The sequence below is a fragment of the Chthoniobacterales bacterium genome (assembly GCA_035274845.1).
GTDB lineage: Bacteria > Verrucomicrobiota > Verrucomicrobiia > Chthoniobacterales > UBA10450 > AV80.
The window spans coordinates 1-14803 of record DATENU010000009.1; the positions used below are offsets into that span (position 1 = coordinate 1).

At 56.2% G+C, this 14803-nt stretch carries 14 protein-coding genes; 5 read left to right on the plus strand and 9 right to left on the minus strand.

Features of this window, described 5'->3' with window-relative positions:
• The 3 genes from mobF to VJU77_03690 form a co-directional block, all read left to right on the plus strand.
• On the plus strand, window positions 1–2431 hold a 2431-nt coding region (gene mobF, locus VJU77_03680), incomplete at its 5' end, for a MobF family relaxase (protein HKP02441.1).
• A gap of 16 nt (window positions 2432–2447) precedes the next feature.
• Complete coding sequence (locus VJU77_03685; protein ID HKP02442.1) at window positions 2448–2720, plus strand: hypothetical protein; 273 nt, start codon at window positions 2448–2450, stop codon at window positions 2718–2720.
• 127 nt (window positions 2721–2847) lie between these two features.
• On the plus strand, window positions 2848–3072 hold the full coding sequence (locus VJU77_03690; GenBank protein HKP02443.1) for a hypothetical protein: 225 nt from the start codon (window positions 2848–2850) through the stop codon (window positions 3070–3072).
• On the opposite strand, the gene VJU77_03695 is transcribed toward VJU77_03690, so the two are convergent.
• The 3 genes from VJU77_03695 to VJU77_03705 all read right to left on the minus strand — a co-directional run bounded on the left by VJU77_03695 (window position 3062) and on the right by VJU77_03705 (window position 5536).
• Complete coding sequence (locus VJU77_03695) at window positions 3062–4078, minus strand: tyrosine-type recombinase/integrase (GenBank protein ID HKP02444.1); 1017 nt, start codon at window positions 4076–4078, stop codon at window positions 3062–3064. The genes VJU77_03690 and VJU77_03695 overlap by 11 nt on opposite strands.
• A 169-nt stretch (window positions 4079–4247) precedes the next feature.
• Window positions 4248–4517: a hypothetical protein gene (locus tag VJU77_03700; protein ID HKP02445.1), complete on the minus strand. Its 270-nt coding sequence runs from the start codon at window positions 4515–4517 to the stop codon at window positions 4248–4250.
• Between the two features lie 770 nt (window positions 4518–5287).
• The gene (locus VJU77_03705; protein ID HKP02446.1) at window positions 5288–5536 is read right to left on the minus strand and encodes a hypothetical protein; all 249 of its coding nucleotides are present in this window, start codon (window positions 5534–5536) and stop codon (window positions 5288–5290) included.
• A 1752-nt stretch (window positions 5537–7288) separates the two neighbouring features.
• Here VJU77_03705 and VJU77_03710 point away from each other — a divergent pair.
• Entirely contained in the window at window positions 7289–8425 is a 1137-nt protein-coding gene (locus VJU77_03710) for a hypothetical protein (GenBank protein HKP02447.1), read from the plus strand.
• On the opposite strand, the gene VJU77_03715 is transcribed toward VJU77_03710, so the two are convergent.
• From VJU77_03715 to VJU77_03740, 6 genes are all read right to left on the minus strand, one after another.
• Window positions 8404–9618: a hypothetical protein gene (locus VJU77_03715; protein ID HKP02448.1), complete on the minus strand. Its 1215-nt coding sequence runs from the start codon at window positions 9616–9618 to the stop codon at window positions 8404–8406. The two genes, VJU77_03710 and VJU77_03715, sit on opposite strands and share 22 nt — an antisense overlap.
• Before the next feature lie 242 nt (window positions 9619–9860).
• Window positions 9861–10505 carry a hypothetical protein gene (locus VJU77_03720; protein HKP02449.1) on the minus strand — a complete coding sequence of 215 codons (645 nt, stop codon included), beginning with the start codon at window positions 10503–10505 and terminating at the stop codon, window positions 9861–9863.
• Between the two features lie 315 nt (window positions 10506–10820).
• Window positions 10821–11720, minus strand: coding sequence for an NAD-dependent epimerase/dehydratase family protein (locus VJU77_03725; protein HKP02450.1), 900 nt, complete (start codon window positions 11718–11720; stop codon window positions 10821–10823).
• A gap of 100 nt (window positions 11721–11820) precedes the next feature.
• Complete coding sequence (locus tag VJU77_03730) at window positions 11821–12288, minus strand: hypothetical protein (protein ID HKP02451.1); 468 nt, start codon at window positions 12286–12288, stop codon at window positions 11821–11823.
• Between the two features lie 17 nt (window positions 12289–12305).
• Window positions 12306–12524 (minus strand): hypothetical protein, encoded by a 219-nt coding sequence (locus tag VJU77_03735; GenBank protein HKP02452.1) that lies wholly within the window; start codon window positions 12522–12524, stop codon window positions 12306–12308.
• Between the two features lie 175 nt (window positions 12525–12699).
• Window positions 12700–13032, minus strand: coding sequence for a hypothetical protein (locus VJU77_03740; GenBank protein ID HKP02453.1), 333 nt, complete (start codon window positions 13030–13032; stop codon window positions 12700–12702).
• Window positions 13033–13383: 351 nt separating this feature from the next.
• On the opposite strand from VJU77_03740, the gene VJU77_03745 reads away from it, so the two are divergent.
• Window positions 13384–14646 (plus strand): glycoside hydrolase family 47 protein, encoded by a 1263-nt coding sequence (locus tag VJU77_03745; GenBank protein HKP02454.1) that lies wholly within the window; start codon window positions 13384–13386, stop codon window positions 14644–14646.
• Window positions 14647–14803 lie beyond the last annotated feature (157 nt).

Sequence of the window (14803 nt, forward strand, 5' to 3'; positions counted from 1 at the left end):
CTTCGCTGCGACTCGGATTAGAGGTGCGAAACGCAACGCCGATCGACGGACGGACAACATCGTGGCGGCGCTGTTCGAACACGAGACTTCTCGGGCGCTCGATCCCCACCTGCACACGCATTGCATCGTCTTCAATGCCACACACGATCCTGAAGAGCGGCGTTGGAAGGCGCTGCAAAATTATGAGATGCTCGGCGCGCAGAAGTTCGTTGAGAACGTGTACTATCACGAACTCGCGCGAGCATTGGGGAGCTTCGGCTACACGATCGCGAACTCTGCGCGCGGTGACTTTGAACTCGCCGAGATCCCGCGTGCTCTTTGCGAACGTTTCTCGAAGCGACATCGCGAGATCGACGACAAGACGCGTGAGTTTCTCGCGTCGCATCCAGACAAGCTGCCCGGAAATCAGAACGCGATTCGCGAACACATCGCGCACAAAGAACGCGCGCGAAAAGGTGAGATGGCTGCCGCCGGTTTGTTGCGGAAGCTTTGGGAAGAGCAAGTCACTCCTGAAGAATTGGCCGCGATACGCGAGCGCCACGTTGCTCGACCTGCAATTGAGCAGGGCGGCAGCGCCGAGAGCGCGTTGTCCTGGGCGGAAGCGCATCTCTTCGAACGCCGCTCTGTCGTACGAGAACACGAGCTTTGGCGTCATGCGTTGGAGGCGATTCGAGGCAGCTCCGTTGGTCTCGCCGAGATCAAGCGACTGAGTGCCTCTCGCGATTACCTCCGGGGCGACAACGACAGGGTCGCGCACCGCGAGATGCTCGCGCGCGAGTGGGAGATTGTTCGGGCGGCAACTGACGGCATCGGCATACATCCTCCGTTGGCCCGAGCGAGAGCAGAAATTCACAGCCAACTCGCGCCAGACCAGCAGCTCGCCCTCGGCTCCATCCTCTCGTCTAGAAACTTCATCACACTATTTCGTGGCGGCGCCGGCACGGGGAAAAGTTTCGTCCTTCAGCGAGTTCAAGGCGCAGTCAACAAAAACGGTCGGAGATCCGTTGTCGTCGCCCCGCAACGTCAGCAAGTGATCGACCTCATGCGCGATGGTCTGGTGGACGCGCAAACGGTTAGCGAATGCCTCCAGCGCGGAACGTTACCGGATGGCGGCGTCGTCATAGTCGATGAAGCGGGCCAAATCGGCGGTCGGCAGTTGCTCGATCTCATTCGCCTGGTTCGTGGAGTGGACGGGCGACTGATTCTCTCCGGCGATACCCGACAGCATGGCCCAGTTGAAGCGTCCGATGCCTTACGAGCAATCGAGCGTTACGCCGGGCTTCCTGCCGCGCAGTTGGAGCAGGTTCGGCGGCAGGAGCCGAAGCGCGCTCAATCGATCGAAGAACGCAAACGCATCGAACAGTACCGCGCCGCTGTGGAAGCAGCAGCGGCTGGCGATCTGGCGCAATCAGTTCGGAAGCTCGAAGGAATAAACGCGTTCGTCGAGTGCGGTCCCGCTGAGCAGAACGAACACATTCGCGACGCGTATCTCGATATCGCTAAACGCGGCGAATCAGCCCTCGTAATTTCGCAGACACGCGCTGAAGTGCGCGACATAAACAATGCGATTCGCGAGCAACTGCGCCAACGCGGAGTGCTCGGCGCAGAATCAGAAGTCACCGCTCTTGATCAGCTCGACCTTACCGCCGCTCAGAAGCTGGATGCGCGTCACTATCCGCCCAATTGCGTTCTCGTGTTCAACCGCGATGTCGCTGGTTTCAAGCGCGGCGCGCAAGCGAAGCTGATTGGGATTACCGCGAATCGACTGGCAATCGAACTTGCCGGTAAAGTACGCCAGATCCCGGTAGCGAAGATCGATCACTTGAACGTTTGCAGAGCGAGCGAACTCGCCATCGCTGCGGGAGACAAACTTCAGCTGAAAGCGAACGGCGCGACCGCTGACGGCCGGAAGCTCGCGAACGGCGAGATAGTCAACATCGCCGCGATCAAACCAAATGGAGCTATCCGCTTGCAGGACGGTCGCATCTTGCCGCCACACTATCGTCAATTCGTGCTGGGGTATGCGGTAACGTCGTACGGATCACAGGGGAAAACTATCGATCACGTTCTGTTCTCCGACTCCGCAGTTCGGGCAGCGACGAACGCGCAGCAATGGTACGTCACGATTTCGCGCGGTCGGAAGAGCATCAGAATCTTCACACCCGACAAGGAGCAACTCCGTCATGCGATTATGCGCAGCGGACAGCGAGAGCTCGCGCTCGATCTTCTTCCCCCCGGAGTTCGTCGCCATCGCGTCCGCGATCGAATGCTCCGCGCTGTACGTCGGGGGCGCGATTTCGCCCGCCGCGTATGTCGCATCGCAATGAGCGAGTGGACGACACGATTCATCGACTCGCGAACAACACTCGCAAATGAAATCCGACAGCAACAGAGAAGCCGTTCCGCCCGCCCCAACGTGCTGGCAGCGTGAAGCTCCCGTCGCGTGCGTGCGCATCGAGACATCTGCTCGCGAAGCACGTGTCTTTCCCTACCATCATCTCGTCACGGCTTCGCTGAATGAGACGGATGATTTAGAAACTCTAAATGTCGCGTTCTCGTCGCATGATGTGGAAATCCGCGGTCGAAACCTGCGGCCACTTCTGCTCGCACTGCAAGATTTCGGAGTGAAATGGCTGCGCGCCATTCCAGAGCGCTATCATGGCCTGGCCGGCGACAAGAACGGTCTAATCACGAGCATTCGAATCGAGGAAGCAGAATAGGCAGAAAGAATTCGCTCGTATCGTTGTTGGCTGCGGTATCGGCATCAATAAAGCCGCACGGGCATTCCCGCCCTAGTCGCTCCAATTCTTGCGCAATGGGCGACGACCGAAGGTTCACAATGCGGGCATGAAATACTCGCAGCTGAGACGCGGTCTCTCGCCTGAGGATGCCGCGGCTTACGTCGGCAGCAAGGAACTGCTTCGGCAGTTTGAGCGCGCGAAATGGGTGAAGCCTTTCATTCGCGGCAACCGTCTCACGCGTTTTGACATTCGCGATCTCGACACATGCATCGACCGACTAAAAGCCGGTGAACTGCTGCCGAACGGCGCTCACGCTGCGACTACACCGTGAACGCCTTCATGATCTCACGATCATCCGGTCGCAATTTGGCATAGTGTCGCTGCACCACGCGCACGTCATCGCCAAGCCAGGTCGCGATCCGGTAAATGTCGATTCCCTTGCTCGCACAGATGGAGGCAAAGGAATGCCGCATCACGTGTGGCGTGACCCACGGCACTCCCTGCGCCTTCATGTATTCGGAAAACGCACGTCGAAAATCGAATCGGTACCGATGCGATCCGTGCGTCACAGTTGGTTCGAGAACGTAAGGCGAGCGCAAGCCATACCGTTTCAGAAATTCAGCGAATTGATCGGTCAGCGGGACGGTTCGCGCATCGCGATCCTTCGGCCGAAATGTCGCTGTCTGGCGAATCTCCACAGTCCGCCCTGACAGATTGAACCATTCGGGCACGGCTTCCACGATTTCCAATTTTCGCATTCCAGCATGAAAACCGGAGAACAAAATGAATCGTAGATCGTCGTTGGGCGCATTTTCGATCAAGCGTTGTGCGAGATCGAACTCAGCGAAGCGGGTCCTGCCTTTTCGATCAATCCGATCGAGCTGGACATCGAGAACCGGATTTCGCCGGCACAGATTCTCCCTCACGCACCAATTGAAAAATGAGCGCAACGTAAACATGTAGCTTTCCGCCGTGCTCGCGGCGATGCGCGCCTTTGCCGCATTGTAGAAAGCCTTGCATTGATAGCCCGTCACGTTGGTTGGCGGGATATTTCTGACGCTATCCGCAAACAGATTGAGGGACGAGCGTTTGCTGTCTGCGCTCATTTTGCTGTAGCGGTTGGTTTCGTACTTGTGTTTCAAGAAGCGCTCGACCTCGGCGCGAAATGATTGCGCCGGCTGCAACTCGGGAGCGTCCATGATTTCCCGCGCGCGCTGAACGGCCTCAACGTAATCCCGCGTTTCAAGCGAGAGCATGCTGCGCCGTCCGTTTACTTGTTTTGCAAACCAGTAAATTTCACCGCGCAAATAAAGGCCTTTGATCCTGCCTTTGAGCATGGGCGGATGCTTGCGTGCCCGTACCTTTTACCCGCTCCATGTGGGGAGCATCATCGGCGATCTGTCGGGCACTGAGTCAGTTTGATGTCCCGGCAAAGGGATGAGTAAACCTTTGCCGGGACTCGTGCCTCAGAACGAAATTTTGCTGGAACGCGCGTTCCTTCTGAAGCTAATAGATTCCAAGCAGTCGCCGTGCCCTTTCAACGTCTTGGGGGTCACCGACGAATTGCAGTTCGATTTGATTGCCGAGGCGTTTTTTGAGGATGATTTTTAGCCGGGCGAACTCGTGTCCGGTGAGGCGAGCTTTAATATCATCCTTCGTCTGCTCGACCCCGGCCTTTTCGAATGAATGCGGAACGAAATCGACTTCGAAACGAATCACTTCGCCACGTCTAGCACGTAAGTCATTTGTGCGCCAAGCTCCAAACGTGATCGGCAACGCCTACTTCAATCGCCAGGGCAGCATTGTCGGCCTTATCGATGAAGCGACTAGATCAACACGAACGGGAGAGAAGCTCTGGCGAAAATTCTGGAAGACTGACCGCAGAAGTTGGCCATCCCACTCTGCTAGCGCGCCGGAAGGGAAAACTCGTAATGCGAGAATGAACTACAAGGAGCAATCCAAGGAGCTACTGAGCAGCATTATCCAAGATCGAAGCCACCGACCTCGCGTCCGACGTTGACGCGAGCCTGAAGTTTTCAGAGTTCGACCCCGAAACTCGCTCGATTCGGTCTGTCAAAAACCACGCGTTCTTGCCACTGCGGATTCGTCTCGCTTCTTGACAGTTGATTCGACATTACGAAGCGACGAAAAAGCGACTTTCCAGACAGATTTTTTTGTAACACTTTACTGTAACATTTTGCGTGTTTGCATGGGTTCGCATGGCTCCATATCGAGTTGCCCACGAGGGAAGAGAGTGCTCACGGAGGCTCTGGGCATGTTGACACGGTAGGGGTCACAGGTTCGAACCCTGTATCGCGCACCATCTGCAATCCCTCGCGACATCGATTTACGTTGAGCAACGAAAACGTACGCGAGGCGAATGCGGATCGTTGCGGTCCCCGGCGCGAATGACTCCGTCTCCTCGCGTTCCGGAAGCGGCACGTCGACTGAGCGCACACGTTTGCGGTCATCGCCCTGCGGGCCAAACCGCTGGCGATCATTGAGCGTCTGAAACTGTTTGCTTTGCGGAGTCGCTGCGTGCTTTGTCATATCCGGCATCGTAGGCCTTGCGCGCCGAGCCGTTGCTCTGCGCCTGGAGCGTTTCGCTGGAGAAGCACACCGCCACCCGCGGCTGCCGTGGTGATCAGCGGGTTTCCGTTGCTCCGCTTATTTCCGATGAATGCGCCGCCGGATGCGGCGACGGTGTCGCCAACAATCCGTGTTGGACTAACGCCCGCGCAGTTCGTCAGCAGTGCGCTGACGAAGAGTAAAAAAAGAAGTGTCGCGTTTTTCATTACGCGACCAGTTGTAGCGGTTCAGCGCGAGCTGGATGCTCTAATACGCGAGCAACCGCGCAGCACGTTTAAGCCTCGTAAAATGTAATGCGGGTATCGCACAAAAGCACCGATATTGTGCAAAACCAGAGAATTGACTGAATGCGTGTCGTCCATCTTACTGCCAATCCGGCGCTTCCGCGTTCGACATTCGCATATCTTGGCCGCAACGATGTCCCGATTGCGCTTGCCGCGCAAATTGCCAGATCAGCTACGTCCGCTGACGAGTACGCAGCGCACTTTTCGACTCTCTTGATTGGCAGTGGCGTATTCGAACCGCTGTATTGTTTGCGGTCTCAACACCTCCCGTCGACCGCAAAGGTCTATGCTGTCGATGCCGACGAACAAGTCGTTTCCCACCTTCGCTCACTGCGGAGTGGTCTGAGCTCGGTTCCGCATCAGGCGTCTCGAAGCACGAATGCTGTTGATGCCCTGAAAGGGCGGTCGGCAATGACTCCGTTCCCATCAGAGAATGAAGTGCTTCTGCTTAGATCGTCCGAGCGTCGTCGGCTATTCGTGGAACGCTGCGACATCAAAAAAGAGCGTCCTTTTAGCACCGTGAGACAGCGCTTCAGCCTAATAGTTTGCAACAATCTGCTTCCCAACCTCTTGATGATTCACCCGGTTGACGCGTTCCAGTCGCTCGTCAGGTGCCTCGCCGAACGTCTGGCGCCAGGTGGGTGTTTGCTGATTGGCACCATTGACAGTTCACTTTATCCCTCGGGACAGCATCCCCGCGCCATCGGGAACTATTCACGCCGTTGCCGTTCTCTCTTCGAAGGGATTCCGCTTCGTCTAAGTCTTTGGTGTACTCGAGCCATCGTTTCAGAGAGGCTTGGATCTGCACGGGCGGTTGATGGTTACTCGTTTCTTTTCTTTACGCACGGGGACCCAAATGCATGCGCGATTCTTCGCGCGCGTCTCAACGCCGGTTCTGTGAAATCCTGCGTGCGGCCAAGCTCGACTTCCAGGCGAATGGTTGGCAGGATTTGGAAAGTGTCTCGGGCACACTATATTTGGTTGGCTTTACCCGAACAGTCAGGAGTCGTTGGCATTTTTGGCGAGCGGTTTCCAAAAAGCAGCATTGCTGCGCTCCACGGGCGTGAGGAGTTTCACCCGCGCGTGATGGAATGGGCGCTTAGGGCATTGAATCACTAGGCGGGACGGGCAGCGATGTTCTGTATTATCGTCTCGCCGAACTCGACAGCCACCGCGCGAAACATGCAGCTCGCACTGCGGTATCTTCAGAGACGACTTCCACGCAGACCTTGCGTCCGCGTCGTTGACCAGAACGTCATCACCGTGACGGCGCCAGAGGAATTGTCATTGTCGCGAGGTGAACGAGGCGAGTCACTGCTCATGCATGGACCGTATCGCATCAGGTCGTGTGCTCGAACCGAGATATTCCCAAATGCTGCATCGATCGACAGAATTGCGCATGCAAATCCAAATCACCACATCGTCTGGTCCTCCGTAAAACGGCGAACGGTTTTTGTGCGATGCGCTCGTGTAGGTTTTCGCCCACTTTACTATCACCGGACTCGGGATGGCATCACGCTGATCTCGTCACATCTGATCTTCCAGCGTCTTCTTGCTGGTCCGCTTTCACCAGATCCGGTGGGAATGATGCAGCAGCTTGGAGCCTCCGCGTGTACAGGAACGCGGACACTCCTACAGCGTGTATCGCGTATCCCCGCCGAGACTGTTCTCCAGATGACGGACAGCGACTACTCGGAGCACTGCTTTTCCGCATCCGATGGGGATTACGACGTGCCCACCTCCGAAGCGAATGAAGAGCGGCTTCTCGGAATCGCCCAGAAGGTCGTCCGCGACACTGTGCCTGAAAAGGATCTCTGCGTCGCACTTTCGGGCGGTTTTGACTCACGGTTTTTGTTATTCACGTCACTTCTCGCTCGCAAGCAGGCATTCGCAATAACGCTCGGTCACCCGGGCTGGTTAGACGTTGATTTAGCGAAGGCGCTCACGTCTGCGCTCGGCATTCCACATGTTATTACAGCTCCTAAACCGTCATCCACGGTGGCGCAGGTCCGCTATATTCTAGATGAGGTAGAACACCTTTCGGACTACTTATCCCCAATTTGGCTGAGCGAGTTTCGAACCGCGCTGATACAAACATCATTGCCAGTGTTGAATGGCTTCTTCGGCGGGCCGCTAACCGGCGGTCTCTCCTCACCGTCGTGCGATCCATCGACAACCTCGCCGTCCGCGGTCAGCCGATGGCTTCGCGAAGTTAACAAATGCTCGATTCGCTGGTCACTCCTCCGTCGCGTATGCCGAGTGCCCGTCACTCCAATCCGCCGGATGGTCGGAAAGCACGCATCAGCACTCGTGCACCTTGCCGAAGGATCAATACGTGCTCTGGAGTTCAATTATCGTCAGCGCGGTTTTGTGTACCTCAACACCGGGAATCTGTATTCGCTCTATTGCAATGTCCGTACACCGTTTGCGGACCTACGTCTCCGCGCACTTTTCGACGGGCTTACATCGCGAGACCTCCGACAGCAGGCGCTATACAGGCGCGTCCTGAAAATCTTGGACACCACCGGTGTTCCTGTGGCCTCGACAACTTCCCGCATGTACCGGCCGGAAACCTTTACCAGCGGACCTCGTGAATTCCTTTTCCAGAGTTACAGGAGGCTTCGGCCGGCCATCCAAGACATGATTGCGAGCACGCGGGAGCAGCTCGACGACTTTTTTGATGTGGACCAGTTACTCGTCATCACCAACGCCGCTAGGCGCGATCCGTTGCGGGGCGTCCCTGCCTTCACAGAAGCGCTTCTGCTGGTCAACGCTGCTCTTTGGTGGCTTTATGCCCGTGAGACGCCATAAAGACGGTGTCTGCCGCTAAGCAAATTAGCGATCATCACGACGCCGTCATCCTGAACTGAACCCTGCGCCCGGTTGATTGGGACCAGGTATTCGAAGACAAGGGCATAAAGAAACACATCGATTCGTCGCTTAACGTCCGGTGTCACATAATTTCCACTAAGCGCATGCTTTAACGCGGAAAGAAGCGTTTCTCGCCTCTGTACGTCAATGGTAAATCCATGGCCTGCATAGTAAGCCGGTCCCAGCGTGATTAGCGGCTTCTTTAGCCAAAGAAACTCCAATCCCGCCTGTGACGTAAACGTAATTGCTGCGTCCGCCAATTGCATAAGGTCATACGTGTTACATTCAACTCCACGAAAGACAGTCACGTTCTTCATGGGATGTGTCTCTGATAACCGCTCTGCCATAACGTCTTGACGCATGCTTGTGATCTCCCCTCCCGGGTGCAGTCGCACTGCCAAGTGCATCGAAGACAGTGGCGGCTTCGAGAATAGGTCGAATAGAGCGCTGATGGCCTCAGTTTGAGTCCGAAATGCCATGGCGTCCGAGAGCATGACTGAATCATGCGGAACCTGACCGAGAAAAAGCGCTAACCGCGTACTTGCGTCTATCCCTAAGTCGGCCTTGAATCGGATACTTGATGGCGGCTGTGGAATTGTCCCGTTCCCCCCTTGAAGCTTCTCTGCGAAAAACTGTTCTAGGCGGGTCTGTTCGTGATAGAGCAACGCTCTTGCATACGCTAACTCTGCTCCCAAGCCACGAAGCTCGTTTCGATTTCCTGCAACACCGGTTGTAGAATAGTGTTTTCGATCGGCAAATGTGCTGCTTTCGGTTCCTATTACTTGGACTGTAGCTTTTCGACAGGATTCGACCATCAGTCGTTCCAGATAAAAGAAGCCGTTGAACAGAATGCAGTGGGTCGGCCGCTGCTCAGCCAAGAACTTTTCGAGAGCGATAAGACTTGCGCACGCAGCTTTAAATAGCTCGACGATTGAGGACCATTCGGTAGGGGTAGCGTGTTGAACACCGGTCTCGACGTCGTCCCATTGGAACAGCGCGCCGAGCGACGGCCTTATCACGGCCCACATGTTCAGCCCGTTGAACTCTGCCGATAATAATTCGTTTGGAGAGGCAGGTGTGAAAGGAGGTGAGTCTCCGGGAGCCGAATAGTAGTCTTCGAGGCGATAGAACAATGATGTGTTTTGCTGAAGCCAATCCGCGGCGCATCCACGAACGCGCGCACACTCGGCTATAGTAGGCGGCTGCAACTGGTGAAAGTATGTGCAGGACGCTCCGGATGTTAGAAGATGCAGAAAGCTAACTGACCTGCCGGCCATCTGCCTTTCCAGCCGCGCGTTGAGCCTAATGGTGTCGTGGAAATAGCAGCATGTCGTATGGAAAATGACGACGCGGCAGTCAAGGGCAGCGTTCACGGTCACGGGTCCACAAACTGCGGCATCGCAAGGCCGAACGGCACAAACGCTGATTGAATCGCCTCCGCGCGCACGTGTGACCACAAACGAAAACAAGGTCGATTCCAATTCGACGCGAAAGTAACAAAGTGGGCAATGCTTACGTTCTTGGGCCAGGTGTAGGGCGGGCGCGGGGGCAAATAGTTGAAACGTCGCGGTAGAAAGCGGGCGACAACTTCGCCGCGGTGGATTCCGAGGGACAGCGCATTCTGCTCGGCGCTGTACGGGTTGAGCATGCCGGCCGGAACAGATGCATCAGCGTGGGCGAGGGCGTCATACGACCTGCGCCACTTTTCCGGCAATGAGCTGCCTGCTCGCGCAAGCCAGACTCCGCTATTTACCGTCACCATGCATTGGAGTTCGCCAACCTCTAGATTTAGGAATTGCGCGAGGATTTTGTGATGCTCTGGGATACAGCCGTTCTGAAATGACGATTCTCGGAGGAAGCGCATGAACCGCTGTTCGTTCGCCTTCGGTTCACCATTCCAATCCCACTCTGTTACGCAACGAATATCTTCGCCCTGCCAGGGTTTGTCGAATGCAGCCGAGGGGTCACTTAAGAACAAAGTATCGGGATCGACGTGAAGAAACGCCTCGATTCGAGGCATGGCGGCTTCACAGACTGCGCGGTGCAAGATCGTCGAGAGCTCAATCCGCAAGCGCATAACCCGAGCGGGGCGTGACTCGCCTTTGCCGACCACTGAAGTCGGCGCAGGAAGAGCGACGCTGAGTAATTGAACCTCTGGCGCCGCCGCAGATAACCAGTTTTTGAATTCCGCCGAAACGCCGCAATCAACGACTAACTTCAACGATCTGTTATAGAAGGCACGGCAGAACTTCTTAAGGGAGTAAATGCTGGTTGGGAAAAACCCCTCGGCGCCAGAGTCGAACATCCATACGACGGCGCGCGGCGAAGTCATTACCTACGATCCGTTGACCAGCTGTTGCCGATACCAGTGGATTGTTCTCGTAAGTCCATCTTCCAGTGACACGAAATTAGCGGCATCCAAGCCGAGGCAGCGTAAGCTGTGTGGATCGCCCACGACTTCGCTGTCGACGGGCTCGCCAGGCCGCATAGGCAAGTGCTCAGTCCCGGCTAAACTCGCAGCGATTTCGTTAATGAGTTCGGCAACCTGCTTGATCGAAGTTCGTCGTCCTGTGCCCGCCTCGAGGATCATATCGTACGGAACATTCGGGTTCGTTGCGGCCAGAAGGAGAACACGCGCCACGTCTTCGACATAAATCATATCCATAATTTGTTCTCCCGACCCGAAAATCTTAATCGGTTGCCGCGCCAATGCAGCTGCAATGAAATTCGGAATTACTTTGCGAACGGGCGCCGCTTTTTGGTGCGGACCATACGTGTTTAAGGCACGAACGACCGCAATTTTAGTCCCATGTTCTTTGTTGTACATCAGCGCGAAGCGTTCGGCGGCGCTCTTTGTGATTGCGTAGGAGTTATTCATGAAGTGATTTCCTACAGTTATCTGGACGCACCGAATTGGTTGCGCTATCGACGCTGACCGGATGGCCTCATAGAGGTAGAGTGCACCGAGAAGATTGGTTTCAACGGAAGGGATAGGGTTTTCGACAGTTTCTGCCGTACCGAGCAAACCTGCTAAATTCACGACACATTCGAATTCCGGGACGAGAGACGTAAGTAAGTTCCTGTCCCGCACGTCTCCAAGGATGCGGGCGGTGGCGGCACCTGAGCTGTTGCGCGAGGCGCGGTAATCCAAAATCGTCACTGAGTGACCGGCCTCAACAGCGGCCTCGACGAGGTGGCGCCCTATAAAACCAGCACCGATAATTAACATCTTCATCGCAGTTCCGGCGCACGAGGCACGATTCCAAGCGACCGTCCTAATCGCTCAGCGGATGTCTTCGCGCAAAACAATATCCTCTCGCGTTCCGGAGGTCTTGTCAGCCCCGATTTTGGCCGTCGTGGGATGTGCTGTGGTGGCCGATAATCGATGCCACAATGTCGTCAGTTCCGCGCACGGCCTGTGATCGTTCATCGAACTGCGCGCCGCTGCTGCCATTGATGTGAAGCATCTCTGGTGAGGCGACATTGTGCGCCGTGCCGCAGATTGGATTCTGCACGTCGTTATGCAGATATGTGAACGAAGCGAATTTTTCGCCGCTCTGCTGATCTGGGAGCGGATATGACAGGATTGCGTGTTTCGTTAATTCGGTCAGGCCGATGTCGCGCGCCATATCGTCGAGATCGGCGCGATCGTTTTGGCGCATTAGGAAGAACGGACGACTGTTGCCGAACACGGTCGAGCGGATACGACTCTCTTTGAAGTGGCCGTATTGCTGAACAATGGAGATGTTTCGGCAATTGAACTTCCGCAACTGCGCGCAGCTCTCTTCGACGGCGTTTTTCACTCGCACCATGTCCGGCCTCACGGGAGATGGTATGCCTCGACGAGCCCGACACCGGTAGTGCTGCCTTTGCCGGCGACAATCACGGTGTAAGCGCCCGGCGCGAGCGATTGAAACAGGGCCGCCTCGCGATCGTCCGCAGGCGCCAGGCCTGCCGCCATGATCTCCGGTTGGCTAATCTCTCGCCAGTTGTCGTTGCTTTGCAGCATGTTCCCATTGCTGTCGTAGAGCGAAAGCATCGGATCCTAGAGCGCGTTCGTTACGCCAAAACTATTGAGGGACGGGCCCATCGCACGGACCACGATGCCGGTCCGGTCGGCCGCGCTTCCGCCGATGGTGAAGCCTCCGATCATCACCTGGTCGCCGGTTTCGACAAGTGCTTGCGCCGGCGTTACCTCTTGAGGCGGCCCGTAATCAGAAGCCTTCGCGCGCCAGCAAAACGAGCGCGGCCAGAATCACGTTAACGAGGAGAAGCAACCCGGCGTAGCCCCATTTTCCCCAACGCACGATTCGGAAATTGAGCCAGTGCAACGGCGCGAGCGTGAGCGGCCAGAGCGCGCCGACGTACATCACGCTGCCCAGGGCCGACCAGCCTTCCACCGGCGGATGATAACCGAGCAGCCGCAACGGCGGCGCCGCCAGGAAGAGCAACAACCCTGTCACCGGATTGACCATCCAAAAGAACATGCTGAGCACGGCGAGCACGACACTGAGGACCGTAAACAAGAGATAGCCGGGCCAGCGCATTAGACTGCATCCTGAAACTCAAAGCCCGAATATCAAGCACGCCGTAACGCAGCTCGCGGAGCGAGCGAGGCCGGGCTTTCCAATCCGAAACAAATACGAATCGTCAAAAGTCTGAATGACGGAAACGAAGCGCCCTTGTTTCGAGCCTTCCTCCTTTTCCTAATTCGAACTTGTTTCGGGTTTCGGAATTCGGATTTCGAATTTCCACCGCAATTCTTCTCGACTGGGATCGCTTTTGCATTCGACTCTTGATCCGTGAACGGCCGTCCCGGTTTTGTTTGTCTCCTTGGCCTCCTCGCGCTTGTGACAGGCGGTTGTTCCCGTTCCTCCGATGACGCGCACGCGCGCGAAATGGCGGGGCGCGTGAAGACCGAGTGTCTCCACGCCTGGAACAATTACGAACGTTACGCCTGGGGTCACGACGCGCTGAAGCCGCTGAGCAGAACCCCACACGATTGGTACGGGCAGTCGCTCCAGATGACGCCGGTCGATGCGCTCGACACCCTCGTCCTGATGAAACTCAACCCCGAAGCTGACAAAGCGCGCGACCTGATCACCCGCGAGCTCTCCTTCGACCGCGACGTTTACGTGAAGAATTTCGAGATAACGATCCGGCTCCTGGGCGGATTGCTTTCCGGTTACCAATTAACGGGCGACAAGCGTTTGCTGATTCTGGCGGAGGACCTCGGCAACAGATTGCTGCCGGCGTTCAATTCGCTCACGGGGTTGCCCTACGTCTATGTCAATCTCCGCACCGGTCAGGTGCGTGAACCGGTTTCGAACCCGGCGGAAACCGGCACGCTTCTTCTCGAGTTTGGCACCCTGAGCAAACTGACCGGCAAACCGGCCTTCTACGACAAAGCGAAACGAGCCCTGGTTGAAACTTACCGGCGACGTTCGCCGATCGGTCTTGTCGGCTCCGCCATCAACGTGGAGACGGGCGCGTGGACCGACACCGAGAGTCACATCAGCGGCGGAATCGATTCCTATTACGAATACCTTTGGAAATGCTGGCTCCTTTTCGGCGACAAAGATTGCCTGGAAATGTGGAACGCGAGCATTCCCGCGGTCCACAAATATCTCGCCGATGAAATCCGCGGCGAACTTTGGTACGGCTACGCCGACATGAATAGCGGCCAGCGGACGCACACCAATTACGGCGCCCTGGACGCCTTCTTTCCCGCGCTTCTCGCTCTCTCCGGCGATCGCGTCCGGGCCCGGCGTTTGCAGGATTCCAGTTTCAAGATGTGGCAGCTGCACGAAATCGAGCCCGAGGTGCTCGACTACAAAACGATGACGGCGACCGCGTTCACCTATCACCTGCGACCTGAAATTGTGGAATCCACCTATTACCTCCATCATTACACCGGCGAGGCGCAATATCGCCAGATGGGCGAGACCATCTTCAACGGCTTCGTGAAACACTGCCGCGTCGAGGCCGGCTACGCCGCGCTCCAAAACGTGGTCACCAAAGAAAAGCGCGATGAAATGGAGAGCTTCGTCTTCGCGGAGACCTTCAAATATTTTTATCTGCTCTTCGCGCCGCCCGGCACGCTCGATTTCGACAAGGTCGTCTTGAATACCGAAGCGCATCCGCTCCGGCGGACGTGGTAAACTGGAAATTCGAAGTCCGAAATCCGAAACAAATTCCAATGATCGCAACAATCGGTAATGAGTGAAACGGAGACAGCTTCCCATTTCGAACCTTCGGTCTTTGTATTTCGGGAATTGTTTCGAGCTTCGGACTTCGAATTTCGAACTTAGCCCTTTA

What these genes read in the sequence shown, in the direction of transcription:
- VJU77_03690 (HKP02443.1), top strand. Translation starts at nt 2,848, where the DNA reads ATGAAATACTCGCAGCTGAGACGCGGTCTCTCGCCTGAGGATGCCGCG.
- VJU77_03695 (HKP02444.1), bottom strand. Translation starts at nt 4,078, where the DNA reads ATGCTCAAAGGCAGGATCAAAGGCCTTTATTTGCGCGGTGAAATTTAC.
- VJU77_03705 (HKP02446.1), bottom strand. Translation starts at nt 5,536, where the DNA reads ATGAAAAACGCGACACTTCTTTTTTTACTCTTCGTCAGCGCACTGCTG.
- VJU77_03710 (HKP02447.1), top strand. Translation starts at nt 7,289, where the DNA reads ATGACGGACAGCGACTACTCGGAGCACTGCTTTTCCGCATCCGATGGG.
- VJU77_03720 (HKP02449.1), bottom strand. Translation starts at nt 10,505, where the DNA reads ATGCCTCGAATCGAGGCGTTTCTTCACGTCGATCCCGATACTTTGTTC.
- VJU77_03725 (HKP02450.1), bottom strand. Translation starts at nt 11,720, where the DNA reads ATGAAGATGTTAATTATCGGTGCTGGTTTTATAGGGCGCCACCTCGTC.
- VJU77_03735 (HKP02452.1), bottom strand. Translation starts at nt 12,524, where the DNA reads ATGCTTTCGCTCTACGACAGCAATGGGAACATGCTGCAAAGCAACGAC.
- VJU77_03740 (HKP02453.1), bottom strand. Translation starts at nt 13,032, where the DNA reads ATGCGCTGGCCCGGCTATCTCTTGTTTACGGTCCTCAGTGTCGTGCTC.
- VJU77_03745 (HKP02454.1), top strand. Translation starts at nt 13,384, where the DNA reads ATGGCGGGGCGCGTGAAGACCGAGTGTCTCCACGCCTGGAACAATTAC.